Here is a 25,476-nt window from a genome sequence, read left to right as displayed (position 1 = left end):
GGCACCGAGACAGCGGTGGCCACCACACGAGGGACACGAAGGAGCGAGCGATGCCGCGGTTCATGGGATTCGTCAGGATGGAAGAGGGACAGGGCATGCCGCCGCAGGCGCTGTTCGACGCGATGGACACCTACATCGGGGAGCAGGCGCAGCTCGGCCACTTCCTCGACGGAGGCGGCCTGTTCGGCACCGAGGACGCGGTCAACTTCGTGGTCCGCAAGGGCGAGACCACGCGGGTCGACGGCCCGTACGCCGAGTCCAAGGAGGTCGTCGGCGGGTGGGCGATCCTGCAGTACGACACCCTCGAGGAGGCCATCGCCGGCCAGGCCGAGTTCGCCGAGCTGCACGCGAAGTACTGGCCGGACTGCCAGATGGTCGCCACCCTGCGGCAGATCTCGGACGCGCCGCCGGAGGCCGCCGCCGAGTGACCCGCGGCCATGCGGCCGGCCCCTAGGCTGGCCGCATGGCCGAGACCACCGCGGAACCGACCACGACTGAGGCGATCACCGCGACCTGGCGCGCGGAGTCCGCGCGACTGGTCGGCGCCCTGACCCGGATGACCCGGGACCTCGACCTCGCCGAGGACCTCGCCCAGGACGCGCTGCTGAGCGCCCTCGAGCGGTGGCCCGCCGACGGCGTACCCGCCAATCCCGCGGCGTGGCTGATGACCACCGCGAAGCGGCGTGCCATCGACACGTTCCGGCGCGCCGACACGCTGCGCCGCAAGACGGCCGAGATCGGCCACGAGCTGAGCGAGGAGGACGGCATGCCCGACCTCAGCGATCAGGTCGACTTCATCGAGGACGACGTCCTCCGGCTGATCTTCCTGTCCTGCCACCCCTCGCTCACCCCCGAGTCGCGGGCGGCGCTGACCCTGCGCCTGGTCGGCGGCCTCACCACCGCCGAGATCGCCCGCGGGTTCCTGGTGCCGGAGAAGACCATGGGCCAGCGGATCTCGCGCGCGAAGCGGACGCTGGCCGAGGCCGGGGTGCAGCTCGAGCTGCCCGCCGGCCAGGAGCGCCTCGACCGGCTCGACGACGTGATGGCGGTGATCTACCTGGTCTTCAACGAGGGGTACGCCGCCACCGCGGGCGAGGACTGGATGCGCCCCGAGCTCACCCGCGAGGCGATCCGGCTTGCGCGGATGCTGGCCGGACTGGTGCCCGACGAGCCCGAGGTCCACGGCCTGCAGGCTCTGCTGGAGCTGCAGGCCTCGCGCGGCGTGGCCCGGGTGGATCCGGACGGCCGGCCGGTGCTGCTCGAGGACCAGGACCGACGGCTCTGGGACGACCTGCTGATCAAGCGCGGGCTGGACGCGCTCGGACGCGCGGAGGGCCTCGCCGCCACCGGCCGCCCGGTCGGCCGCTACTTCCTGCAGGCCGAGATCGCCTCGTGCCACGCCCGCGCGCGGTCGGCGGAGGACACCGACTGGCGCGCGATCGCCGGCCTGTACGACGTCCTCGCCGAGGCCGCGCCCGGCCCGGTCGTGGAGGTCAACCGGGCCGTCGCGCACGGCCGCGCGCACTCGCCCGAGGCCGGGCTGGCCGTGCTCGACGCGCTGCCGGCCGGCGCCCTCGCAGGTTCCCACCTGCTGCCGAGCGTGCGTGGCGACCTGCTCGCTCGCGCCGGCCGGCACGACGAGGCGGCAGCGTCCTTCCGTGAGGCGGCGGCGCTCACCCGGAACCCCGCGGAGCGCGAGCTCCTGCTCCGCCGTGCCGCAGCGAGCGGACCCGTCCCACCGGCCTGACCGAACCGTCTCCCCGGCGCCGGTGGTCCCGTGTCTCGGGACCCGCGGCCCTGCGGCGGGACGTCCGCGGTCAGGAGACCGGTACGTCGGGCCCGGGCACGAACGAGGAGAGCTCGTGCTGGAGCGCGGCGTTGAGTGCCGACTTCGCGGAGGCGGGGTAGTGCCACACGTACCAGTACTCCGCCTGGGACAGCACCACCGCGCGCTCGTAGTAGATCGAGCCGTCGGCTTCGTACCCGGTGACGACGAAGCTGGTGCCGTCGGTGATCCCGGAGGAGTAGCTCGGGGCCCGGCCGGTGGCGACCGTCAGCCGCCTGACCTCGCGCTCCTGCCGCGTCAGCGCTGTGACCCCGGGATTCGCCTGCTTGGCGACCCGCAGCGTGATCCGGGTGTCGTCGGCGACGAACCGCTGCTCGTCCGGGTCGGCGTCGGCGACCCCGGTCATGGCGGTGGGGACGTCGATCGCGTAGCCGGCCGCGGGGTTGCGGCAGGTCGCATAGCGCGTCCACGACCCGATGGTCGACGGCGTGCGCGTCACGCAGGTGCTCGCCACGCCCGAGACGGATGTCGAGGTGGAGGTCGAGGTCGGGGATGACGCGGCCGAGGAGTGCCGCCCGCCGTGGGGCGACGGGGTCGTCCCGGATGCGGCGACCGCGTGCGAGCCGTTCGACCGGATCACCAGGACCGCCAGCAGCCCCGCGATGGCGAGCAGGACCACGACCCCGGCCACCCCCAGCACCGCGCGGGCCCGGCCGCGGCGCGTCGGCGCCGCCGGTGGCACGGGGTACATCGGCGCGGGGTACGCCGGCACGGTGGCCGCCGCGGTGGGAGCCGAGCCGCTCGCGGGGTGGCTGCCCGGAAGGAGCGTCGGGGCGGCAGGCTGTGGTGCGGCGCTCGGACGAGTGCTCGGCGCGGGCAGGACCAGCTGCTCGGGCCGGGGCCGCGTGGCCGGGTCCTTGCCGAGCGCGGCGCCGACGATCGGGCGCCAGCTCGGTTCGACCGCGTCCAGGCTCGGCGGGTCGTTGCGGATCCGGAGCAGGACCGCGTCGGTCGCGCCGGTGCCGAACGGGTGGGTGCCCGTCGCCGCGAACGCCACGCACAGCCCCCACGCGAAGACGTCGGTCGCGCCCGTCGCCCGGTGGCCCTCGACCTGCTCCGGTGCCATCCAGCCGGGGGATCCGATCCGGGCACCGGTCTGGGTCAGCGATGCGACGTCGGCCGCCTGGGCGATGCCGAGGTCGACGAGCACGGCGCCCCGCGACGTCATCATCACGTTGGAGGGCTTGATGTCGCGGTGGACGATCCCCGCCGCGTCCAGCGCTGCGATGGCCTCGGCGAGCTCGGCGGCCAGCCGGGAGCAGGCCTCGCTGCTGAGAGGCCCGCGCCGGCGTACCTGATCGGCGAGGGTCTCGCCGTCGAGCAGCGTCGAGGCGAGCCAGGGCGTGGGCCCGTCCATGTCGTACTCGAGGACCTTCGCGATCCGGTCGGACTCCGCGAGCTGCGAGATGACGATCTCGCGGCGGAAGCGCCGGCGGAACTCCGGATCGGCGGCGTAGCCGGCCGTCACGACCTTGACCGCGGCGTGTCGCCCGTCCTTGGTGCCGTGCCAGACGGTGCCCATGCCGCCGGCACCGAGCTGCTCGTGCAGCTGCCAGCCGCCGATGGCGGGCGGGTCGTCAGACGTACGGTGCGACACGGTGCGGCCTCCGGTTCGAAGCAGCGCGCCCGAGCGCTGGGAGCTGGCGCGGCCACTGTAGTGGTGACCGCGCCGGCCCGCCGCGTCGGATCAGACGTGCTCGCCGGAGTCCGGGAGCCCCCGCTCGATCGCCTCGATGATCTCGGGCCGGAGCCGCTCCGCGGAGATCACGGCGTCGACCGAGCCCACGCGCACGGCCCGGTGGATGTCGTGGACGCCGTCGAACTCGCCGGCGACCTCGTTCAGCTTCTCCGCGCGGATCGACGCCCGCAGCCGGCCGAGCTCGATCGCCAGGCGACCCCGCTCGGCGGCCGTGGCCTCGGCGAGCGCCTGCTCGAGCTCCTTGACGTGCGGGTCAGCGGCGGTGCGCTTGTCGACCTCGGCGGAGAAGACCACCGCGGCCGCCGGCGCGCCGCCGATGACGGATGCGAAGGAGCCCTCGAGAGCCAGCACCGTCATCCGCGGGTTGAGCGCCTTGGAGAACACCACGAACGCGCCACCGTGGTAGCGCGAGATCACGACGAAGACGATCGGGCCGTCGAAGTTCGTGATGGCACGGCCGATCTCGGCGCCGTACTCCAGCTGCAGGTTGCGCATCGAGTCGGGTGAGCCGTCGAAGCCGGACAGGTTGGCCAGCACCACGAGCGGCCGGTTGCCGCTGGCCGCGTTGATCGCGCGCGCCGCCTTCTTCGAGGAGCGCGGGAAGAGCGTCCCGCCGGTGTAGGTGTCCGGGCCGTCGGTGGGAGGGAACCCGCGCCGCGGCACCGGCTTGGACTCGATGCCGATCAGGCAGACGGGGTGGCCGCCGAGGTGGGCATCGAAGACGACCGCCGTGTCGGCGTCGGCCATACCGGCCCAGCGCTCGAGGGTCTCGTGGTCCTGGTCGGCGACCGCCCGCATGACCGTGCGGATGTCGAAGGCCTTCTTGCGGTCCGGGTTGCTCGCCACATCGAAGATCTGGCCCACCGTGGTGAAGTCGCTGGACGGGTCGGTGTGCGGGAAGTCGCGGATGTCGCGGTCGGCCGGGTCGGTCGTCGCCATCCGCCGCGGACCGGACTCGCCCGGGACGACGTAGGTGTGCTCGTAGTGCGCCATCAGGACGTCGAAGGCGCCGGGCAGGTCGGCGGCCCAGTACTGCGCCTGGCCGTTCGCGCCCATGACCCGGTCGTAGCCGCCGATGCCGAAGTTGTCCTCGGCCGAGACGCCGCCGGAGAAGTCCAGCGACTGCTTGCCGGTCAGGACCATGGCGCTGTCGGGCGTCATCACCAGGATGCCGCGCGTGTGCATCAGCATCGTGGCCTCGGCGTTCCAGTACGGCTGGGCGCCGACGTTGATGCCGGCCACGACGACGTTGATCTCGCCTCCCGCCTGGGTGAACTCGATGATCCGGCGCAGGCCGGCGGCCACCCAGTCCATGTTCTCGGTGCCGGAGTCCATGGAGATGCGGGCTCCGGCGGAGAGGGCGTACCACTCCACGGGCACGCCCATCTCCTCCGCGAGGTCGATCGCGGCGATGACGCGACGGCACTCCGCCTCGGCGACCGCGCCGAGCGCCTTGGTCGGGTCGCCGCACAGGACGACGCGGGTGACGCCCTCGGGGTGCAGGGCGGTGGGTGTCGAGACCACGCCGGCGAGGATGCCGGCCTTGTTGCGGCCCCGCGGCCGGTCGACGGGGACCAGGGCGTGGGACTCGTCGAGGTCGTGCTCGACGAACGTGCCCTGGGGCCCGGTCAGCAGCGGGAGGAGCTCGTAGGGGTACACCAGGCCGCGGCGGCGGGCCCGCAGCACCAGGCTGTCGTAGGTGTCGAGGGTGCGCAGCGGCTCGGTCGGCGGCGCCTCGATCGAGCTGACCACCCGGCCACCCGGGCCGGCTGCGAAGCGGATCGACATCGGCACCGGCGCGCCGTCGGGACCGGCGACACGGCCGACCGCCAGGACCTCCGCGATCCCGGCGGCGTCGGTCAGCGGGGTGATCTTGCGCTGCAGGCCGGTGATCTGGTCGAGGTCCGCGTCGACGACGGGCCACACGTGGACCCAGACGTGGTTGAGATCGAGCTTGACGCCGGCGGCGCCGCGGGAGGTGCGTGCCCGGCGTACGGCCTCGAGGCAGTTCTCGATCGCCCGCTCCGCATGGGGTACGCCGGTCACCTGGCCGTCCTCGTCGCGGACGACGACCAGCTGCCGCACCTGCGCGAGGGCGACCAGGCGGCGGTCCTCGGGGTTGTCGCGGCCCACGCACTCGTAGAGCAGCACGTCGTGGGGCGCGTCGAGCCGGGTGATGTGGAAGTCGCGCAGGCGCCACAGGTCCAGGCGGCGGGCCACCATCGGGTGCACGCCGTGGACGAGCTCGTCCTCGACGACCTCGCCGGAGTCGTCGGTGCGGAAGGTGAAGTACTCGACTTGGCCCTGGTCGGCCGGGCAGACCGCGACGGTCACCCGGCGGGACACCGCGAGCAGCCCGGATGCGGCCAGCGCGTCGCGGAGCGCCGCGGTGACGGCCTCGGCGGAGTCCGGCGTCGACGGCCGGTAGAGGAACAGGTCGGCGACGACATCGGTGGGGTCGCTGGTCTCGCGCAGAGCCGCGGTCAGCTCGCGCACCAGCGCGGAGGCCGGGTCGGTCAGCTCGTCCCAGGTCCCGGTCGTCGTGACCAGGTGGCGGGGTGTGCCGTCGATCTCGTAGGTGGCACCGACGAACGCACGGCCGTCCCGCTCCGAGACGCTCACGTCGCCGACGGTCTCGCGGTAGTGGCGCCGGGTCATCACCTCGAGCATCGGCTCGGGGCCGCGGGAGCCCGCGGCGATGCGCTCGCCCAGGAAGGCCACGATCTTCTCCGGGATCGCGGCCAGGGCCTCGATCCGGGCGGAGCGGTCAGGGGCGTCGGCGAGGGCGAGCGCGGCGACCTCGTCGCGTACGCCGGCGACGACCTCCTCGCGCTCGGCGTCGACCAGCGGCTGGTCGAACCAGCGGAACCGGATGCTGCGGGCCAGGTCGCCGACCACGGGGAAGCGACGCTGGGTGGCGCCCTTCAGCCGCTCGAGCTGGGCGCGTACGTCGGCGGGGTCGGCGCCCGCGGGGGTGGGCTCGTCGATCCAGCGCTGCAGGAGGGCGACCACCACGTCCGCGTCGGTCGCCGGCCCCTGCTGGGCGAGGAAGATCCGGAACACGGCCTCCTCGAGGGCGGGCGTGCGGTCCAGGCCGGTCACCCCGTAGTGCGCCAGTACCCGGCACAGCCGCTCGCGGAAGTGGTCGGGCAGGCCGCCGCGGTCGGCGTCGAGGCTGCGCAGGTAGGAGTGGAAGTGCTCGCGCGAGCTGTGCACCCGCAGCTCGTTGCGGCGCTCGTCGTCGGCCGGCCGGTCGCGGTGCAGGTCGGCGATGTCGGTGAAGAGGGTGACCAGCGCGACGTCGTCGGCGATGAGGTCCTCGCCGGAGGCCCGCAGCTCGTCCCTCGCCGTCAGGTACTCCTTGAGCGTGTCGCGGCGGTCCGCGGCCGGCACGTCGTACCCGAGGAGCTGGGCCGCGATGGTCGCGTGCGCGCGCTCGGCGCGCTCGCGCAGGGAGGCGGCGGTGCCGTCGACGGGCAGGACCAGGTCGGCGCACTCGGCGTCGGCCCCGCCCTCGGCGCCGGACTCGTCGACGAGCGGCTCGATCCGCAGCAGCGGTGCGCCGGTCTCGACCTGGCTGCCCGTGATCACCAGCAGGTCGCGGACCCGCGCGGTGACCGGGGCCGGGATGACGGTCTCCATCTTCATCGACTCGAGCACCACCAGCGGGGCGCCGGCCTGGACGACGTCGCCGACGGCGGCCGGCGTCGCGACCACGAGCGCGGGCGCGGGCGAGCGCACCACGCCGCCCTCGTCGCGGCTGATCCGGTGGGCGACCCCGTCCACCTCGACCAGGTGCACGGTCCCGTGCACGGCCGAGACGATCCGGTGCTTGCGGCCGCCCACGACCAGGTGGGCGTGGAACTCGTCGAGCCACTCGATCTCGACGTCGGCGGTGGCGGAGCTCGCGCCCGCGGCCACCGTGATCCGGTAGCGACCGGGGGAGAGCTGCAGCGTGGTCAGCCGGTACGTCGTACCGCGCAGCTTGACCTCGACGGGCTCGCCGACCTCGTGCTGGGCCTGCGGCCGGCCGCCGTGGGCGGTCTCGAGGAAGCGGGTGCGCTCGACCGCCAGGCTCTCGTCGTAGGCGACGACGGCGGCGGTGAGCAGGGCGATCTCGCGGTGCGCGTCGGAGACGAGCCGGCCCTCCTCCCGGGCCCGGTCGATCCAGGCGGTGTCCGCCCACTGCGGCTCGCCCGACACGACCTCGGGCTGCTGCAGCAGGTCGAGGATGAAGGCCTTGTTGGTGGTGCCGCCCTCGATGACCACGGTCGTCTCGGCCATCGCCCGGCGCAGGCGGGCCAGCGCCTCGTCGCGGTCGCGCCCGTAGGCGATGACCTTGGCGATCATCGAGTCGAAGTCGGCGGGGATGACGTCGCCCTCGCCCAACCCGGTGTCGACGCGTACGCCGGGACCGCTGGGCAGCTCGAGCAGCGCGACCCGACCCGGCGCGGGCGCGAAGTCGCGATCGGGGTCCTCGGCGTTGAGCCGGGCCTCGATCGCGTGGCCGGCCTCGACGGGCCGCTCGCCCTCGAGCGCACCGCCGGCGGCGACGTGGATCTGGGCCTTGACGAGGTCGACCGAGGTCGTCACCTCGGTGATCGGGTGCTCGACCTGCAGCCGGGTGTTGACCTCGAGGAAGGCGAAGGACCGCTCCTCGGGCTGGTAGAGGAACTCCACGGTGCCCGCACCGGTGTAGCCGACGGCGACGGCGAGCCGCTCGGCCGACGCCTTGAGCTGCGCGACCTGGTCGGGGGACAGCAGGGGGGAGGCGGACTCCTCGATGACCTTCTGGTTGCGGCGCTGCACCGAGCAGTCGCGGACGCCGAGGGCCCAGGCGGTGCCGTGGCTGTCGGCGATGAGCTGGACCTCGACGTGGCGGGCACCGGTGACGACCCGCTCGAGGAAGACGACGCCGCTGCCGAAGGCACGCTCGGCCTCGTCGCGGGTGCGCTGGTAGGCGTCGGTGAGCTCCTCGGGCGTGGTGACCTTGCGGATGCCGCGCCCGCCGCCGCCGGCGGAGGCCTTGAGCATCATCGGGTAGCCGATCCGCTCCGCGGCCTCCAGCGCCTCCTCGAGGGTGTCGACCGGGCCGTTGCTCCAGGGCGCCACCGGTACGCCGACCTGCTCGGCGATCCGCTTGGAGCCGATCTTGTCGCCGAGCTGGCGCATCGCCTCGGCCCGGGGGCCGATGAAGGTGACGCCCAGGCGGTCGCACAGGTCGACGAACGCCGGGTCCTCGGCGACGAATCCCCAGCCGACCCAGACCGCGTCCGCGCGGGTGGCGACCAGGGCTCGCTCGAGGACCGCGAGGTCGAGGTAGGGCCGGGCCGACGCGGGACCGATCCCGTACGACTCGTCCGCCTCGCGCACGAACGTGGCGTGGCGCTCGGCGTCGGTGTAGAGGGCGATCGAGGCGAGGTCCTGACCGGCGGCGGACAGATCGCGGACGGCGTGGATCAGCCGCATCGCTGCCTCGCCCCGGTTGACGATCGCGATTCGCGAGAACACCAGGTACCTCCGGGGGGTCAGGGGAGCGCCCGGGGAGGGACGCGTCGGCCGCCAGTGGTGGCTGCCGGACACATCCTCGCAAAATATGAGGAAAGGCTCAAATATTACATGAGGATTGACTCATATTGTTTACCGAACCGACATGTGCGGAGCGGGGCGGGACTCACTCCACGATCGGGGTGACCGGCTCGAGCACCGGCCGCTTGGGCAACCGGTTGTCACCGGTCGACTTGCCGGTGAGGTGGCGGTAGAACCACGGCACCCAGAAGCGCCCGAGCCACTGGCCGTCCTCGAGCCGGCTGCGCCACCACGCGCGCGCCGACAGCGGCGGCAGCGGGTCCTGCCACGACGCGTCCGGCCGTACGCCGAGCACGTCGGCGAACGCCGTCGCGAGCCGGGTGTGCCCCGCGGTGTTGAGGTGCAGCCTGTCGAAGCTCCACCAGCGCGGGTCGTTGACGGCCGGGTAGGCCTCGAAGTCGACGAGCACCACGTCGTGGCGCTCGGCCGCGTCGCGGATCGCGGCGTTGAGGGCCCGCACCCGGGGCGTCAGGTGGCGGGCGATGCCGAAGGCCGCCCCCGGGTCGGGGAAGGTGCAGCCGATGACGGTGGCGCCGATGCCGCGGAGGGCGGCGTACATGTCCTCCAGGTCGGTCATCGTCTCGGCGAGGTCGAAGGAGCCGAGTACGTCGTTGGCGCCGGCCATCACGCTGACCAGGTCGGGGTTCAGCGCGAGCGCGGGCTCGAGCTGGTCGGCACGGATCCGCTTGGTGCGCCGGCCGCGGATCGCGAGGTTCGCGTAGAGCAGGTCCGGATTGCTCTCGGCCAGGTAGACGGCGAACCTGTCGGCCCAGCCACGGATGCCCCCGTGCGCGTCGAGATCGTTCAGCCCCTCGGTCTGGGAGTCTCCGAGGGCGACGTACCGGTGGAACAACACGGACCCATTATTCCTCGGCGGTCCACTGCCCGCCGCGAATCAAGCCTCGTGGCCCTCCGAGATGGCGATCTCGGAGGGCCACGAGGCTTGATTCGCGAGGGTGCTGCATACTGGCCGCACATCCACACGGGAGCCCGCGGCAGCGGGCTGAGAAGGGGCTGAGTCCGCCCCGACCGTCGAACCTGCTCCGGATCATGCCGGCGAAGGAAGTGACCGATGCGGCGCCTGCCCCGTATTTTCTGCCTCGTCTCCGACGAGCACGACCTGTCCCTGCTGCCCGCGATCGCGGAGGCCGGGGCCACCGGCTTCCAGGTGCGCGCGAAGTCGCTCGGCTCGGCCGCGCTGCTCGACCTCACCCGGGACGTGCTGGCCGCGGTCGCCGGCCTCGGCGCGGTCGTCGTGGTCAACGACCGCGTCGACATCGCGCTGGCCGCGGGCGCCGACGGCGTCCACCTCGGCGCCGAGGACCTGCCGGTCGCGCTGGCGCGCGAGCTGGCGCCGGACCTGCTGATCGGCGCCACCTGCCGCACGCGCGCGGACGTGGAGGCGGCACGGGCCGCGGGCGCCGACTACGCCGGCCTCGGGCCGGTGTTCGCCAGCGGCTCCAAGCAGGTCGCCGGCGGGCCGCTGGGCGTCTCGGCGGTGAGCAGCGCGGCCGGGGTCCTGCCGCTCGTCGCGATCTCCGGCATCGACGCCGGCAATGCCGGCGCCGTGATCGGCGCCGGCGCCCACGGGGTCGCCGTGATCGGAGGGATCTGGAGCAGACCCGATCCCGTGGCCGCTGCGAAGGAGCTCGTGGCGGCGGTCGGCTGATGCGGGTCCGGATCCTCGGGGCCGGCATCATCGGGCTGTCCGTGGCCGACGAGCTGCTGCGGCGCGGCCACACCGTCGAGGTCGTCGACCCGGCTCCCGGCACGGGAGCGTCGTACGCCGCCGCCGGGATGCTCTCGCCCTCCGGCGAGCTGTGGCACGGCGAGGAGGCGCTCTTCGCGCTCGGCCTGCGCTCGCTCGCGCTGTGGCCGGGCTTCGGGGCCCGGCTGGGCGTGCCCCTGCTCGCCACGGGCACCCTGCTCGCCGCCGCCGACGCCGGCGACCTCCAGGAGGTCGATCGCCAGCTGGAGCTGCTGAGCGCGCAGGGCGTCCGCGCCGAGCCGCTCGGCAGCCGCGACCTGCGCTCGCGCGAGCCGCGGCTCGGTCCGGTCGCGGGCGGGGCCTGGCTGCCCGACGACCACAGCGTCGACCCCCGGAGGATCGTGGCGGGGCTCCTGGACCGGGTCCCGGTGGTGCCGGCGGCCACCGGCCGCTGCGACGTGGAGGTGGTGGCGACGGGCGCCCGCCTGCCGGCGCCGTACACGGGGCTCGTCCGGGGTGTGCGCGGCGAGATCCTGCGGCTGCGCTGCGACGACCCGCCCCCGCAGGTCGTGCGCGGCCTCGCCCACGGCGAGCACGTGTACGTCGTGCCCCGCGCCGCCGACCGCGAGGTCGTGGTCGGCGCGACCAGCGAGGAGCACGACGCCGAGCCGGTCCCCACCGTCGAGGGCGTACGCCGCCTCCTCGACGCCGCCTGCCGGCTGCTGCCGGGCCTGGACCGGGCGGAGTTCCGCGAGGCGACCGCGCGGGACCGGCCCGCGACGCCGGACAACCTGCCGCTGATCGGGCCGGCCGAGGACGGGGTGGTGCTCGCGGCGGGCCACTACCGCAACGGCGTCCTCCTGGCGCCGCTCACCGCACAGCTGGTCGCCGACCACCTGGAGTCCGGCGCCGTCGAGCCCGGCGTCGACCCGCGCCGCTTCACCCGAGAGAGGACCGCCCCATGAGGCTCATCGTCAATGGCGAGGACAGGCTGCTGGAGCCCGGCAGCACCGTCGCCGACCTGCTCGCCGATCCCGCCGGGCACGCCGTCGCGCTCAACGGCAGCGTCGTCCCGCGCGGCCGGCACGCCGACACCGCCCTGCGTGACGGCGACGTCGTGGAGATCGTCACCGCGGTGCAGGGAGGTTGAGATGGAGCTCGTGATCGCGGGGGAGACCCTGACCTCCCGGCTCTTCCTCGGCACCGGCGGGCTGCCGCGCACCTCGCTGATCGAGCCGATCCTCGACGTCGCCCGCCCGGGCATGGTGACCGTCTCGATCCGCCGCGCGTCGGGCAGCTCGGAGTCGGGACTGCTCGGCATCCTGCAGCGGCACGGGGTGCGGCTGCTGCCGAACACCGCCGGCTGCCGGACCGCGCGCGAGGCCGTCATGACGGCCGACCTGGCCCGCGAGGCGCTCGGCACCGACTGGATCAAGCTCGAGGTGATCGGCGACGAGGTGTCGCTGCTGCCCGACGCGGTGGAGCTGCTGGACGCCGCCGAGCAGCTGGTCCGCAAGGGCTTCACCGTGCTGCCGTACACCACCGACGACCCGGTGCTGGCCCGCCGGCTCGAGGACGCCGGCTGTGCCGCGGTGATGCCGCTCGGTTCGCCGATCGGGTCGGGGCTCGGCGTCCTCAACCCGCACGCGATCGAGGGGGTCCGCGCGGCGGTCAGCGTCCCGGTCGTCCTCGACGCCGGGGTCGGCACGGCCAGCGACGCGGCCCTGGCGATGGAGCTCGGCTGCGACGCGGTGCTGGCTGCCTCGGCGGTCACCCGCGCGGAGGACCCGGTGCGGATGGCGTCGGCGATGCGGATGGCCGTGGACGCCGGGTACGACGCCTGCCGGGCCGGCCGGATCCCGCGCCGCGCCACGGCCCGGGCCTCGTCACCGACGGCGGGGCTGATCGGATGAGCCTGGACCTGACCGGCGTCCGCCTGATGCTGCTCACCGACCGCTCCCAGCTGCCGCTCGGCCGTGGCCTGGTGCGCACGGTCGCCGAGTGCGTCGAGGCGGGGCTCACCCACGTCGTGGTGCGCGAGCTCGACGAGCCGCAGCCGGCCCGTGCTGCCCTCGTCGCGGCCCTCGTCGACGTGGGAGCGAGCGTCATCGCGGCCCGCACGCCGCTGCACGGGGCGGCTGCCGTCCACCTGCCTGCCTGCGCGCAGGCTGGCGGAGCAGACAGAGGGGCATGGGGTCGCTCGTGCCACTCCGCCGACGAGGTGGCGGCCGCCGAGGCCGAGGGGGCGGTGTACGCCTTCCTCAGCCCGTACGCCGAGGGCGGCTCCAAGCCGGGACGCGACCCGCTCGCGCCGGACGCCTTCGCCGGCCACGCCATCCCGGTCTACGCGCTCGGCGGCATCGCGCCCACGAACGCCCGGGCCGCGATCGATGCCGGTGCCCATGGCGTGGCCGTGATGGGCGCCGTGATGCGGGCGGCCGAGCCGGCGGACGTCGTCCGCGAGCTGCTGGAGGCGGTCCGATGACGCCGCCGGTCGTGCTCAGCATCGCGGCCACCGACTCGGGCGGCGGCGCCGGCCTGGCCGCCGACCTGGCGACCTTCGCGGCCCTGGGCGTGCACGGCACCTGCGTCGTCACCGCCGTCACCGCCCAGGACACCGTTGCCGTCCACGCGATCCATCGGATCCCGCTGGAGGTCGTGGCCGCCCAGCTGGACGCGGTCCTCGCCGACCTCGACCCGGCCGTGGTCAAGACCGGGATGCTCGGCAGCGCCGACGTCGTGCGGCTGGTCGCCGAGCGGTGCGCCGGGCGCAGGATCGTCGTCGATCCGGTGCTCCGGGCGACCACCGGCGCCACGCTCGCCGACGACGCGGTGGTCGTCGCCTACCGCGACCACCTGCTCCCGGTCGCCACCGTCGCCACCCCCAACCAGGACGAGTGGCGGGCCCTCGGCGAGCCCCAGGGCAGCCACCTCCACGTCACCCGCGGCGGCGACGTCGACACCACCAACGACCACGGCACCGGCTGCACGCACGCGAGCGCGCTGGCGGCGTACCTCGCCCTCGGCGACGCCGTCGCCACCGCCGCCGCACGGGCCGACGCCTTCGTCGCCCGGCAGCTGCTGGCCGGCAGGTCCTGGCGCCTGGGCCGCGGACGCGGCCCGGTCGCGCACACCGTCCCGAACCCCCCACCAGAGGAGATGACCGCATGACCATCGAGATCACCGAGACCGTCGAGACCACCGAGACCAGCCCGTTCCACCGGCCCGTCCACGCCGCCCACCGCCGGGTGCTCAAGGGCGAGCTGAGGGTCCCGTTCACGCGGGTGGAGCTGACCAACGGCGAGTCCTTCGACCGCTACACGACCGAGGGGCCGGGCTCGGATCCCGAGGTCGGCCTGCCCCTGCTCCGACAGGGCTGGATCGAGGAGCGCGGCGACACCGAGGAGTACGACGGCCGCGAGGTCGAGCTGCTCGACAACGGCCGCACGGCGCTGCGCTCGGGCGTGCACCGCGACCAGTGGCGCGGCCGCGCCTCCACGCCGCGGCGGGCGAAGCCGGGCCGCAACGTGAGCCAGATGCACTACGCCCGCCAGGGCATCATCACGAAGGAGATGGAGTTCGTGGCCGTCCGCGAGGGCTGCTCTCCGGAGCTGGTGCGCGCGGAGGTCGCCGCGGGTCGCGCGATCATCCCCAACAACGTCAACCACCCCGAGTCCGAGCCGATGATCATCGGCAAGCGGTTCCTGGTGAAGGTCAACGCCAACATCGGCAACTCCGCGGTCACCAGCAGCATCGCCGAGGAGGTCGAGAAGCTCACCTGGGCGATCACGTGGGGCACCGACACCCTGATGGACCTGAGCACCGGCGACGACATCCACACCACCCGCGAGTGGATCATCCGCAACAGCCCGGTCCCCATCGGCACCGTCCCGATCTACCAGGCGCTGGAGAAGGTCAACGGCGAGGCCGACAAGCTCACCTGGGAGGTCTTCCGCGACACCGTGATCGAGCAGTGCGAGCAGGGCGTGGACTACATGACCATCCACGCCGGCGTACTGCTCCGGTACGTGCCGCTCACCGCGAACCGCGTCACCGGCATCGTGTCCCGCGGCGGCTCGATCATGGCCGGCTGGTGCCTGGCGCACCACGAGGAGAACTTCCTCTACACCCACTTCGACGAGCTCTGCGAGATCTTCCAGCGGTACGACGTCGCGTTCTCCCTCGGCGACGGGCTCCGCCCGGGCGCGACCGCGGACGCCAACGACGAGGCCCAGCTCAGCGAGCTGCGCACGCTGGGGGAGCTGACCCAGCGCGCCTGGGAGTACGACGTCCAGGTGATGGTCGAGGGCCCTGGCCACGTCCCGCTGAACCTGGTCAAGGAGAACGTCGACCTGCAGCAGGACTGGTGCCACGAGGCGCCCTTCTACACGCTCGGCCCGCTGGCCACCGACATCGCGCCCGGCTACGACCACATCACCAGCGCGATCGGCGCCGCCACGATCGGCTGGCACGGCACGGCGATGCTCTGCTACGTCACGCCCAAGGAGCACCTCGGCCTGCCCAACCGCGACGACGTCAAGACCGGTGTCATCACCTACAAGCTGGCCGCCCACTCCGCCGACATCGCCAAGGGGCACCCGCACGCCCGCGACTGGGACGACGCGCTGTCCAAGGCGCGCTTCGAGTTCCGCTGGCGCGACCAGTTCGCGCTGTCCCTCGACCCGCACACGGCCGAGGCGTTCCACGACGAGACGCTGCCGGCGGAGAACGCCAAGACCGCGCACTTCTGCTCGATGTGCGGCCCGAAGTTCTGCTCGATGCGGATCAGCCAGGACGTCCGGGAGCGGTTCTCCGGCGAGATGACCCCGGAGGACGCGGCGATCGGGATGAAGGAGAAGTCCGCGGAGTTCATCGAGCTCGGCCGGAGCGTGTACGTGGAGCCGGCCGAGCGCTGACCCTCAGCCGACGGCGGTGGGCTCGAGCGCCGGGCCCACCGCCTGCCGCGAGGAGACGCCGAGCTTGCGGTAGACCGCCGTCAGCTGGGACTCCACGGTCTTGCGGGTGACGAACAGCGCCTGCGCGATCTGGACGTTGGTCAGCCCCTCGGCGGCCATCCGCGCGACCCGCAGCTCGCTGGGCGTGAGTGCCGCCGGTCCCGTCGTACGCCGGCGGCGTACGACCCCGCCGCAGCTGGCGATCTCCTGCTCGGCCTGCCCGGCGAGCCGGAGGGCGCCGCACCGGTCGGCGAGGTCGAGCGCCGCGGCCAGCACCGGCCGGGCGGCGGCCCGCTGCCGGTCGTGGCGCAGGGCGCGCCCCTGTGCGAGCAGCGCGCGGGCCAGCTCCAGCGGTGCGTCGGCACGGCCGAGGACCTCGACGGCCTGCTCGATCCGCTCGAGCGCAGCCGTGCCCTGCTCCACCAGACCCTCGGCCAGGAGGGTCAGGCCCGTCGCGCGCGGGATGCCCCAGCACTCGTCGGCGGCCCGCTGCTCGGCGAGGAGCTCGGTCGCACCGGCCCGGTCCCCGAGCCGGTCCAGCGCCACCGCCATGGCCGGACGCCACCGGAAGCCCGGGTTCGTGGCACCACCGCCGCGGCTCGCGATGGCCTCGCCGATGGCGACGACCTCGGTCCACCGTCCCTGCTCGGCCCGCAGCAGCATCTCGGTGTACGCCGCCGCGTCGGCCGCGGTGTTGCCGACCGGCCCGGCGCCGGCGACCTCGCCGAGGAGCGCGTCGGCGGCGTCGAGCTCGTCGCGGTCGACGAGCACCCGGCCCAGGTACGCCGCCGCGGCGACCCGGGGGAGCCACAGCCCCGACCGGTCGGCCGTGCGCCGCGCGCCCTGCCCGTGCGCCTCGGCCTCGCCGAGCCGGCCCGCCAGCCAGCCGGCGTAGCACCCGACGACCGACCAGGTCGCGAAGCTGGCCTCGGAGCTGAGGTCGGCGGCCCGGCGCAGCCCGGCGTCGACGGCGTCGTCCGCCTCGCGGTGCCGGCCGGTGATCAGCAGCACCATCGCGGTCAGCCAGGCCGCCGCGGTCTCGCCGGACTCGTCGATCAGCCGGAGTCCGCCGAGCGCACGGACCGCGAGCTCGGCGCACGTGTCGCCGGCGGTGCGGCCGTCGATGACCAGGTGGTAGGCGAGCGCCCCGAGGAGGCGGCGCTCGGCCGGGGTGGCGCCCGCGACGCCGGTGGCGAGCGCCTCGGTGCGCCGCCCGGCATCCGGCATGGCGGCGTACTGGAGCAGGCCGGAGGCCACCTCGCCGGCCCGCAGGTCGAGCGCGAGCTCGCTCTCGTCCGGTGGCAGCTGCGCGAGGACGTCCGCGATCCAGCGCGGGGCCGGCGGCCGGCCGAGGAGGATGCGCAGGCTGGTCAGCGCCGAGGCGGCCTGGGCCCGGACGCGGACGTCGGCCCCGCTGGCCAGCACGTGCTCGAGCCGCTCCTCGGCACGCGGGTCGAGCAGCCGCAGCTCGGCCTGGGCGAGGGCGAGCTCGGTCGACGCGCGGAGCTCGGCCGGCGGGGGCTCGAGCAGGGCCCGCGCGAGCAGGGTGTGCGCCTCCCGGGCGGCACCGCCCATCAGCGCCGCACCGCCCGCCGCGAAGAGCTGTCCGGCCGCCCAGCCGTCCGCGAGCGGCGGTGCGAGGAGCAGGTGCTTGGCGACCTGCTGGGTGTCGGCGCCCTCCGCGGCGAGCATCCGGGCGGCGGCGGCGTGGGCGTGCGCGCGGGCCTGCGCCCCGAGCCGGTCGTACGTCGCCGTCCGCACCAGCGGGTGCACGAACGACAGCGGCCTGGTCGGCGCCAGGATGCCCGCCTCGGCGAGCTCGTCCGCACCCGCCGCCGCCTCGGTCACGTCGAGCCCGGCCAGCGCGGCGGCGTGCCGCAGCTCGGCCCCCTCACCGAGCACAGCCACCACCTCCGCGACCCGCTGGGCGGTCGCGGACATGCCTCCCAGGCGGCGCCCGACGCTGCGGGCGACCGCATCCGGCCGGGCCCCGGTCACGTCGGCGACCTGGAGCCGGGGGAGGTGGCGCAGGCTGCGCAGCAGCTCGTGCACCAGGAACGGGTTGCCCGCGCTGACCTCGGCGCAGGCGACGCAGACGGCGTCGTCGACCGGCTCCTCGCGGACGGCGCGGACGAGCTCGGCGACGGCGCCGGCGGACAGCACCTCCAGGGGCAGCTCGGTGGCCCGCGGGACATCGAGCAGGTCGGCGACGTACGCCGGACGCGGGCCGCCCGTGCGCAGCGACGCGGCCACCACCACGGGCAGCTCGTCGAGGCGTGCGGCGAGGTGGCGCAGCCACCGCGAGGAGGCGTCGTCGGCCCAGGCGAGGTCGTCGACGAGGAGGAGCAGCGGCTGCTCCGCGGCGAGGTTCGCGACCAGCCAGGTGAGCGCGTAGGCCGCCTCCTGCGGCGAGACCGGCGCGTGCTCGGCGCTCGGCAGGACCACCGCCCGCGCCACGCGCGCGGCGTCGACGAGCATCCGCTCGGCGAGCTCCGGGTCGCCCCGGAGCAGGCCCTCGAAGAGCTGGCGCACCACCCCGAACGGCAGGTCCGTCTCGAGCTCGTCCGCCCGCGCCCGCAGCGTCCGGAGGCCGGTCGCCGCGCCGCCGAATCGTTCCAGCAGCGTGGACTTCCCGATGCCGGCCGGCCCGGTCACGAGCAGCAGGGAGCCCAGGCCGCCGCGTGCGTCGTCGTACGCCGCCCGCGCCGCCGCGAGCTCGGTCCGCCGTTCCAGCGCCCCGTCCACGCGAGGGAGCCTAATCAGCGGCCGAGGAAGTCGTGGGCGATTCCGGACCAGAGCCGGGTGGAGAGGTCCAGCGACTCCACGTCGATGCGCTCGTCGTGTCCGTGGAACATGGCGGCGAAGTCGCGGAACGAGATGCGGTCGCTGAACAGCCCGTAGCCGTAGGCGACCGACTCGCGGTCGCGGAAGAACCGCGCATCCGTGACGCCGACGAGCAGGAACGGCACCGGACGGGCGTCCGGGAGCAGCGCGCCGGTGACGGTGTTGAGCGAGTCCCACAGCGGCGTCGTCGTCGGGGACACGGAGGCCGCGTGGAAGCGGTCGGTGCGCAGCTCGACGGAGGCCATCAGCTCGGGCCCGATCGCGTCGGCCAGCATCGCGGCGACGTCGTGCTCCTCCACGCCGGGGAGGGTCCGGATGTCGACGGTGATCTCCACCCGGTCGGCGATCACGTTCGCCTTCACCCCGCCCGACACCATCGTCGGCGCGAAGGTCGTGCTCGTGGTCGCGTGGATCAGCCGCGCGAGGCCGAGGTCGGCCTCCGCGCTCGAGCAGTACGCCGCCAGCGCGTCCGGGTCGAGGAACATCCGCTGCACCTGGTCGGGCAGCCGGCACCCCTCGATGAAGGCACGCCACGCCCCCGCGACGGCCGGCCGGTGCTCGACCGCCGCGATGCGCTGGACCACCGCGGCGGCCTTGACCAGGGCGTTGTCGGTGCGCAGCGGCATCGACCCGTGCCCCGGCGTACCGCTGACGACCAGGGTGATCCAGCCGAAGCCCTTCTCGCCGACCATCACCGGCAGCAGGGTCTCGTCGGTGCCGGGCATCGGGAGCGCCATGCCGCCGGTCTCGGTGATCACGTAGTCGGCCGCGACCGACTCGCGCTGGTGCTCGAGCAGCCACTCGGCGCCGTACGTCCCGCCGCCCTCCTCATCGGCCACCGCGAGGTAGATCAGCGAGCCGCGCGGCCGGAAGCCGCTGTCGGCGAGGTCGCGCACGGCCACCGCCATCGAGGCGGTGTGGTTGAGCATGTCGACGGCGCCACGGCCCCACACCTCGCCGTCGACCAGCTCCCCTCCGAACGGGTCCCGCCGCCACCCCTGCTCATTCGCCGGTACGACGTCGGTGTGCCCCATCAGCAGCAGCGACGGCGCGTTCGGGTCGGTGCCCTCGATCCGGGCCACCAGGCTCGCCCGGCCGGGCGCCGGCTCGTAGCGCTCCAGGTCGACGCCCGGGCCCTCGAGGAGGGCGGCGAGGGCATCGGCGTTGCGCGACTCGCCGGCGGAGGCCCCGGTGCCGTCGTTGACGCAGCGGTTGCGGATCAGGGTCTGGAGCAGCTCAGGGGTGGCGGTGGTCGTCATGGGTCGAGCGTGCGTCGCGAGCCCCGGCCGCGGCATCGGGGAGGCACTCCGAAGATCCGGCTGAGGGTCTCAGCCGCCACAACTGGGAATCCGCCCGATGCGAGCGAGGACGTCTTAGGGCGAGCGTGACGCCGACCCCGCCAGCCACCAGGAGACCACCATGACCACCACCCTCCACGACCACGTCCTCCGCCCGACCGCGAGCCGCGGCGACCACCCGGCGCTGGTCGACGCCGCCACCGGATCAGAGACGACCTACGCCGAGCTCGGCGTCTCGGTCCGCGCCCTCGCCGGCGCGCTGCACGCCCGCGGCCTCGTCAAGGGCGACGTGGTCGCCCTGTTCGCGCCCAACAGCCCCGCCTTCCCGGTCGCGTTCCTCGCGGCCTGCCGGGCGGGGCTGACCGTGACCCCGGTCAACGCGCTCGCGACGACGGCCGACGTCGAGCGCCAGCTGCAGGACAGCGGGGCGCGGCTGCTGATCACGGTCGAGGCGTTCCTGGACCGCGCGGCGCCGGCTGCGGGGGCCACCGGCGCCGCGCTCCTGCTCTGCGAGTCGATCCCGGAGCTCGTCGGCGAGGGGCACCGGCCGCCCGACATCGCCTTCGACCCGGCGACCGACGTGGCCGTCCTGCCCTACAGCTCCGGCACCACCGGTACGCCGAAGGGCGTGGTGCTCACGCATCGCGGCGTGGTCGCCAACCTCGAGCAGATGCAGGCCTACCTCGCGCACACGCCGGACGACGTGCTCCTCGCCGTGCTGCCGTTCTCGCACATCTACGGCATGCAGGTGCTGATGAACCTCGGCCTCGCCGCCGGCGCCACCGCGGTGACGATGCCGCGGTTCGAGCTGGGCGCCTACCTGGCGGCGCTGGCGTCGTACCGCGTCACGCGTGCGTACGTCGCCCCGCCGATCGTCGTCGCGCTGGCCAAGTCGCCGCTGGTCGATGACCTCGATCTCTCCGCGCTGCGGGCCGTGCTGAGCGCCGCGGCACCGCTCGACGGCGCGATCGCGCAGCTGGCGAGCGCCCGGCTGGGGGTGCCGGTCACGCAGGGCTGCGGCATGACCGAGCTGTCCGGCGCGAGCCACCTGGTGCCGTTCGGCGAGCACGGCAAGCCCGGCTCGATCGGGCGGCTGGTGCCCGGCACCGAGGCGCGGCTGGTGGACCCGGACACCGGCACCGACACCTCCGGCCGTGGCGAGCTGTGGCTGCGCGGACCGCAGGTGATGGCGGGCTACCTCGACCGGCCCGAGGCCACCGCCGAGACGCTCGACGCCGACGGCTGGCTGCACACCGGCGACATCGCGACGGTGGACGCCGACGGCGACTGGTTCATCGTCGACCGGGTCAAGGAGCTCATCAAGTTCCGCGGCTACCAGGTCGCGCCCGCCGAGCTCGAGGCCGAGCTGCTGACCTCGCCGGACATCGACGACGCAGCCGTGGTCGGCGCACAGGTCGGGGGAGAGGAGGTCCCGCAGGCGTTCGTCGTCCGCGCACCGCACGCGCCGGACCTGACCGCGGACGACGTCATCGCCTACGTGGGCTCCCGCGTCGCGCCGTACAAGCGGGTCCGGGCGGTCGAGTTCGTCGAGGCGATCCCGAAGGCGCCGTCGGGGAAGCTGCTGCGCCGGGAGCTGCGCTGCCGCCTTGCGGGGTGAGCGAGCGCCACCCCGCCGGACTCCCCGTCCCGTAGGCGGGCCGCTATTAGGGTGAGCGCCGTGCCCCACCCGCTCCGGCCGTTGCCGTACCACGTCGCGGTGACGTCGATCCTCGAGCGGGAGGTGCCGCGGGCGTTCGCGGCCCTGGGCGATGCCCCGGCGGGCGGCGCCGAGCTGGACCAGGCGCTGCTGCGGTCGACGTACCGGCTCGATGTCGCCAGCCACCCGGAGATCCACGCGCAGCTGGGCCGCGCCGCGCAGGCGCTGGGGATCGAGGTGCCTGTCGAGCTGTACGCCGGCGAGTCCGACGGGCGTCCCAACGCCGAGCTGGTGCACGTCCACGACCGGGCGATCGTCGTGCTCACCGGCGGCCTCTCGGAGCTCCTCAGCGAGGACGAGCTGTGCGCGGTGCTCGGGCACGAGCTCGCCCACCACGTGCTCTGGACCGCGGACGGCGGGCGCTACCTGGTGGCGGCGCGGCTGCTGGAGGCCGGCGAGCTGGACGCGCGCACGAGCGGGGAGTACCTCGAGACCGCGCGCCGGTTCCGCCTGGCCACCGAGCTGTACGCCGACCGGGGTGCCCTCATCGCCACCGGCTCGGTCGAGCCGTCGATCGGCGGCCTGATCAAGCTCGCGACCGGGCTGCGCCACGTCGACCCGGCGGCGTACCTGCGCCAGGCCGCGGAGGTCGACCTGACCTCGGGCAGCGGCGGGCAGACGCATCCCGAGAACGTGCTGCGCGCATGGGCGCTGCAGGAGTGGCAGGTCGCGGGCGACGACGCGGAGGATCAGGTGGCCGCGGCGATCGGCCCGCCGCTCGACCTCGCCGCCCTGGACGTCCTCGGTCAGGACGCGCTGCGCGACCTGACCCGCGAGCTCGTGCGGCAGGCGACCCTCGTCGAGGAGCTGCGCTCACCCGAGGCCGCCGAGCTCGCCGACCGGTACGGCGCCGCGATGCCGCCCGCCGCCTCGCCGCTCTCCGAGCTGCCCGAGGACGACCTCGGCGCCCTGCCCCCGGACACCCGCCGCTACCTCTGTGCCGTCCTGGCCGACCTGGCCACCTGCGACCCCGACTCCTCGCGCGCGGCGCTCGCGGGGGCGGTCGCGGTGGCGAGCGTGAAGGGCCTCGACACCGACCTGGTGCGGTTCCTGACCGCCGAGCTCGGCCTCGGTGACCGCGAGCGTGCGGCCGTGGTGGCCGATGCCCGGCGCCTGGTCGGCGGGGCGGCCTGATGCGCGAGCTGATCCGCCGGGCCGTCGAGCTGGGCGGGCTGCCGGTGGACGACGCGCTGGCCCTGGTCCTGCCGCTCCTGGAGCAGGTGGCCCGCGCCCACGAGATCGGCCGGGTGGCGCCGCTGCGGGGGCTCGGCGACCTGTCCGTGACCGCCGAGCACCGCATCGAGTTCGACGAGCGCGCGGCCCTGCCGCCGCAGTACAACCGGCCGGTGCTCGAGCAGGTGGAGCGCGAGCTGGCCTCCCGCGCCTTCGACGTACGACGCGGCGCGGACCAGCTGGTCGACCTGGCGACCGGCGTACGGGCGACCTCGCCCCAGCCCGCGGAGGCGGCGTACACGCGGGTGCGCCTGGTGCCCGGCTTCCAGCGCTGGGAGCACGAGATCGAGCACCACGACGAGCTCACCGACATCGGCAGCCTGGGGGAGCTGCTGGCGGCGCTGCTGTGCGGGCTCGACCTCGCCGACGAGGACGCGCTGCACCGACTCGACCGCTACCGGCGCAACCTGTTCGCCCTGGCGCCCGGTCTCGACCCGGTGGTGGCCGGCGTGGTCGCCTCGATGGTGGAGCCCGACCGCCGGCGCCGCGCGCAGGACCTGCTCGACGTGACCGAGCGGCTGCGCACCTACCGCGACCAGCCCGAGGACTTCGACCTGGAGCGGGTGCTCGGCGAGGGGTCCGCGGACCGTCGTACCGTCGTCCTGGAGCACCTGCGCGAGCGGCTCTTCGACCTCAGCCGGCGCAACCCGCTGCTGTACTTCCGCAGCACCGGGCGCACGCTCAACCTCACCCAGGCCTCGGTGCCGCTGGTGCTCGACGTCCGCTCGGTGCGCGCCGAGCAGCTGTTCACCTGGGGCGGTCCCGCCTCCGCGCGGCTGGTCGACGGCAAGGCGGTGGACCTCGGTGCGCTGGTGCGGTGGGACGACGCGCCGTACGCCGAGCAGGCCGTCGACGCGCTCGTCTCCCAGGCCCGCCGCGACCGGGCGGAGTACGGCCAGGACCAGCTGCGCCTGGTCGTGGCGTTCCTGCGCTGGCATGACGTCCACGAGGACCCGGACACCCCGATCCTGTCGCCGCTGGTGCTCGCGGCGGCCGAGCTGTCGAAGGTGCGCGGCGTACGTCGCTCGTTCAAGCTGCGGCTGGTGGATCCCGAGGTCGCCGAGGTGAACCCGGTCCTGCGCCACCAGCTGCGCGACCGCTACGGGTTCGAGCTCCCCGCGACGGTCGATCTCGGCGACCCGGACGCCGTCGACGGGCTGCGCCGCGAGATCGAGCGCCAGGCCCGGACCACCGAGCAGGGCGTCACCGTGGACCTGGTCGACCAGCCCCGCATCGAGCTGATCCGCTCGCGCGCGCAGACCGCGCTGCAGGCCTTCCGTCGCCGGCGCAGCGGCGGCCGGCCGAGCATCGGCCGGCGCCACTACGCCTACTCCTACACCCGGCCCTCGTGGCAGCCGCTCGGCGTGCAGATCTTCGAGGACCGCCTGGTGCGCTCGCCCCTGCCGCTGGCCGTCGAGCTCGGCGACGAGCCGGCGCCGCGCACGAGGGCGGTCGGCGAGGTGGAGCGCGAGCTCTACACGCTGTCCGACGGCGAGACGAACCCCTACCGCTGGGAGGTCGACCTCTGCGCGGTCACGCTCGCCAACTTCAACTACCGCACGCTGAGCCTGGTCCGCGACTACGACGCCCTCCTGTCCGCGGAGGCCGGGGCGCAGCCGGTCTTCGACGAGCTGTTCTCCGCCGAGCCGCGGCAGGCCCCCGTCGCCGCGGCGCCGCTGCCGCTGCCCGACCGCCATCTCGTCGTGACGGCGGACGACTCCCAGCTCGCCGCCATCGCCCAGGCCCGCGCCGCCGACAACTTCGTCATCCAGGGTCCGCCCGGGACCGGCAAGTCGCAGACGATCACCAACCTCGTCGCCGACTACCTGGCCCAGGGCAAGCGGGTGCTCTTCATCTGCCAGAAGCGGGCGGCCCTCGACGTCGTGCACGCTCGGCTGCGGTCGCGCGGGCTCGACGAGATCTGCACGCTGGTCCACGACAGCCAGGCCGACAAGAAGGCCTTCGTGCACGGCCTGCGCGACACCTACGAGGCGTGGAGCGCCGCCGAGGACGACCTCGCCGAGCGCGAGGCGGAGCGCGACCGGCTGATCGCCGAGCTGGTCCGGATCCGCTCCGACGTCGAGGGGTACGACGCCACGCTGGCCGGTCCGGCGCCACGTGGTGACCGCGTCATCGACCACCTCGACCGCCTGGTGGCGCTCCGCGACGCGCGCTGGGGCGAGGACCTGACGGCCGACCAGCAGCAGCTCGTGCCGGCCCCCGAGGCCTGGCGCTCGGCCCGCGGCGCGGTCGACCGGCTCGGTGACGCCCTCGCGCGGGCCGGGCAGGACCGGATGCTCGCCCGCTCACCCCTCGCGGCCGTGAGCGCCGCGGTCCTGGAGGGCGTGCGACCGGAGCTCACCGTGGGCGCCGCCGCGGAGGCGCTGGCCGAGTTCGCCGCGCGGCTCCGCAGCCTGCTGCAGGAGGCCGCAGGGCCGGAGCCCGGCGCCCTCCGGGTCGCGGAGGTACGCCGGATCGCCGAGCTGCACGCGCTGATCGACCCGCTCGCGCGCCGCGGTGCGCTCGGGGTCCTGTCCGCGCGGTCGGTGGCCGCGACCGAGCTCGGGGACGCCGCGGGTCGGCAGCG

Annotated in this window: 17 protein-coding genes and 1 riboswitch; of the genes, 12 read left to right on the top strand and 5 right to left on the bottom strand. The window is 74.5% G+C overall.

Translation table 11 applies throughout. The annotated features are described in order from the left end of the window. Nucleotides 1–77 precede the first annotated feature (77 nt). The gene (locus ACYU8V_RS08745; RefSeq protein WP_460846700.1) at nt 78–428 is read left to right on the top strand and encodes a YciI family protein; all 351 of its coding nucleotides are present in this window, start codon (nt 78–80) and stop codon (nt 426–428) included. Nucleotides 429–463: 35 nt separating this feature from the next. After that, nucleotides 464–1,747 carry an RNA polymerase sigma factor gene (locus tag ACYU8V_RS08740; RefSeq protein WP_460846698.1) on the top strand — a complete coding sequence of 428 codons (1,284 nt, stop codon included), beginning with the start codon at nt 464–466 and terminating at the stop codon, nt 1,745–1,747. A 70-nt stretch (nt 1,748–1,817) separates the two neighbouring features. Here the strand turns inward: ACYU8V_RS08740 and ACYU8V_RS08735 are convergent, their stop codons facing one another. The 3 genes from ACYU8V_RS08735 to ACYU8V_RS08725 form a co-directional block, all read right to left on the bottom strand. Further along, nucleotides 1,818–3,443 (bottom strand): serine/threonine-protein kinase, encoded by a 1,626-nt coding sequence (locus ACYU8V_RS08735; protein ID WP_460846696.1) that lies wholly within the window; start codon nt 3,441–3,443, stop codon nt 1,818–1,820. Between the two features lie 90 nt (nt 3,444–3,533). Next, complete coding sequence (locus tag ACYU8V_RS08730; RefSeq protein WP_460846695.1) at nt 3,534–9,056, bottom strand: ATP-binding protein; 5,523 nt, start codon at nt 9,054–9,056, stop codon at nt 3,534–3,536. Nucleotides 9,057–9,219: 163 nt separating this feature from the next. Beyond that, nucleotides 9,220–9,990: an SGNH/GDSL hydrolase family protein gene (locus ACYU8V_RS08725; protein ID WP_460846693.1), complete on the bottom strand. Its 771-nt coding sequence runs from the start codon at nt 9,988–9,990 to the stop codon at nt 9,220–9,222. A gap of 116 nt (nt 9,991–10,106) precedes the next feature. After that, a riboswitch (TPP riboswitch) is annotated at nt 10,107–10,216 on the top strand. On the opposite strand from ACYU8V_RS08725, the gene ACYU8V_RS08720 reads away from it, so the two are divergent. From ACYU8V_RS08720 to thiC, 7 genes are all read left to right on the top strand, one after another. Beyond that, entirely contained in the window at nt 10,207–10,803 is a 597-nt protein-coding gene (locus ACYU8V_RS08720) for a thiamine phosphate synthase (RefSeq protein ID WP_460846691.1), read from the top strand. Its footprint overlaps the riboswitch before it by 10 nt. Next, nucleotides 10,803–11,807, top strand: a complete 1,005-nt coding sequence (locus ACYU8V_RS08715; RefSeq protein WP_460846690.1) for an FAD-dependent oxidoreductase — start codon at nt 10,803–10,805, stop codon at nt 11,805–11,807. The genes ACYU8V_RS08720 and ACYU8V_RS08715 overlap by 1 nt, the downstream gene beginning before the upstream one ends. Beyond that, complete coding sequence (gene thiS, locus ACYU8V_RS08710) at nt 11,804–11,992, top strand: sulfur carrier protein ThiS (RefSeq protein WP_460846689.1); 189 nt, start codon at nt 11,804–11,806, stop codon at nt 11,990–11,992. Before ACYU8V_RS08715 ends, thiS begins: the two co-directional genes overlap by 4 nt. Nucleotide 11,993: 1 nt before the next feature. Continuing rightward, nucleotides 11,994–12,755 carry a thiazole synthase gene (locus ACYU8V_RS08705; protein WP_460846688.1) on the top strand — a complete coding sequence of 254 codons (762 nt, stop codon included), beginning with the start codon at nt 11,994–11,996 and terminating at the stop codon, nt 12,753–12,755. After that, nucleotides 12,752–13,327, top strand: a complete 576-nt coding sequence (locus ACYU8V_RS08700) for a thiamine phosphate synthase (RefSeq protein WP_460846687.1) — start codon at nt 12,752–12,754, stop codon at nt 13,325–13,327. The genes ACYU8V_RS08705 and ACYU8V_RS08700 overlap by 4 nt, the downstream gene beginning before the upstream one ends. Then, nucleotides 13,324–14,013 carry a bifunctional hydroxymethylpyrimidine kinase/phosphomethylpyrimidine kinase gene (locus ACYU8V_RS08695; RefSeq protein ID WP_460846686.1) on the top strand — a complete coding sequence of 230 codons (690 nt, stop codon included), beginning with the start codon at nt 13,324–13,326 and terminating at the stop codon, nt 14,011–14,013. Before ACYU8V_RS08700 ends, ACYU8V_RS08695 begins: the two co-directional genes overlap by 4 nt. Further along, nucleotides 14,010–15,758: a phosphomethylpyrimidine synthase ThiC gene (thiC, locus tag ACYU8V_RS08690; RefSeq protein ID WP_460846685.1), complete on the top strand. Its 1,749-nt coding sequence runs from the start codon at nt 14,010–14,012 to the stop codon at nt 15,756–15,758. The genes ACYU8V_RS08695 and thiC overlap by 4 nt, the downstream gene beginning before the upstream one ends. Nucleotides 15,759–15,761: 3 nt before the next feature. Here the strand turns inward: thiC and ACYU8V_RS08685 are convergent, their stop codons facing one another. Beyond that, nucleotides 15,762–18,542 (bottom strand): helix-turn-helix transcriptional regulator, encoded by a 2,781-nt coding sequence (locus ACYU8V_RS08685; RefSeq protein WP_460846682.1) that lies wholly within the window; start codon nt 18,540–18,542, stop codon nt 15,762–15,764. A 14-nt stretch (nt 18,543–18,556) separates the two neighbouring features. Continuing rightward, entirely contained in the window at nt 18,557–19,900 is a 1,344-nt protein-coding gene (locus ACYU8V_RS08680) for a M20/M25/M40 family metallo-hydrolase (RefSeq protein WP_460846680.1), read from the bottom strand. Nucleotides 19,901–20,060: 160 nt separating this feature from the next. Here ACYU8V_RS08680 and ACYU8V_RS08675 point away from each other — a divergent pair, with 160 nt between their 5' ends. From ACYU8V_RS08675 to ACYU8V_RS08665, 3 genes are all read left to right on the top strand, one after another. Continuing rightward, nucleotides 20,061–21,557 carry an AMP-binding protein gene (locus ACYU8V_RS08675; RefSeq protein ID WP_460846679.1) on the top strand — a complete coding sequence of 499 codons (1,497 nt, stop codon included), beginning with the start codon at nt 20,061–20,063 and terminating at the stop codon, nt 21,555–21,557. A 60-nt stretch (nt 21,558–21,617) separates the two neighbouring features. Beyond that, on the top strand, nt 21,618–22,790 hold the full coding sequence (locus ACYU8V_RS08670; RefSeq protein ID WP_460846678.1) for a M48 family metalloprotease: 1,173 nt from the start codon (nt 21,618–21,620) through the stop codon (nt 22,788–22,790). Continuing rightward, nucleotides 22,790–25,476: DUF4011 domain-containing protein (locus tag ACYU8V_RS08665; protein ID WP_460846676.1), on the top strand; the 2,687-nt coding region annotated here is incomplete at its 3' end. The genes ACYU8V_RS08670 and ACYU8V_RS08665, both read left to right, overlap by 1 nt.

This window comes from Nocardioides ultimimeridianus (assembly GCF_054777895.1).
This window is presented reverse-complemented; position numbering and strand designations above follow the sequence as displayed.

Coding starts and splice junctions, on each gene's coding strand:
- ACYU8V_RS08745 (WP_460846700.1), top strand. CDS start 78: ATGGAAGAGGGACAGGGCATGCCGCCGCAGGCGCTGTTCGACGCGATG.
- ACYU8V_RS08740 (WP_460846698.1), top strand. CDS start 464: ATGGCCGAGACCACCGCGGAACCGACCACGACTGAGGCGATCACCGCG.
- ACYU8V_RS08720 (WP_460846691.1), top strand. CDS start 10,207: ATGCGGCGCCTGCCCCGTATTTTCTGCCTCGTCTCCGACGAGCACGAC.
- ACYU8V_RS08715 (WP_460846690.1), top strand. CDS start 10,803: ATGCGGGTCCGGATCCTCGGGGCCGGCATCATCGGGCTGTCCGTGGCC.
- thiS (WP_460846689.1), top strand. CDS start 11,804: ATGAGGCTCATCGTCAATGGCGAGGACAGGCTGCTGGAGCCCGGCAGC.
- ACYU8V_RS08705 (WP_460846688.1), top strand. CDS start 11,994: ATGGAGCTCGTGATCGCGGGGGAGACCCTGACCTCCCGGCTCTTCCTC.
- ACYU8V_RS08700 (WP_460846687.1), top strand. CDS start 12,752: ATGAGCCTGGACCTGACCGGCGTCCGCCTGATGCTGCTCACCGACCGC.
- ACYU8V_RS08695 (WP_460846686.1), top strand. CDS start 13,324: ATGACGCCGCCGGTCGTGCTCAGCATCGCGGCCACCGACTCGGGCGGC.
- thiC (WP_460846685.1), top strand. CDS start 14,010: ATGACCATCGAGATCACCGAGACCGTCGAGACCACCGAGACCAGCCCG.
- ACYU8V_RS08680 (WP_460846680.1), bottom strand. CDS start 19,900: ATGACGACCACCGCCACCCCTGAGCTGCTCCAGACCCTGATCCGCAAC.
- ACYU8V_RS08675 (WP_460846679.1), top strand. CDS start 20,061: ATGACCACCACCCTCCACGACCACGTCCTCCGCCCGACCGCGAGCCGC.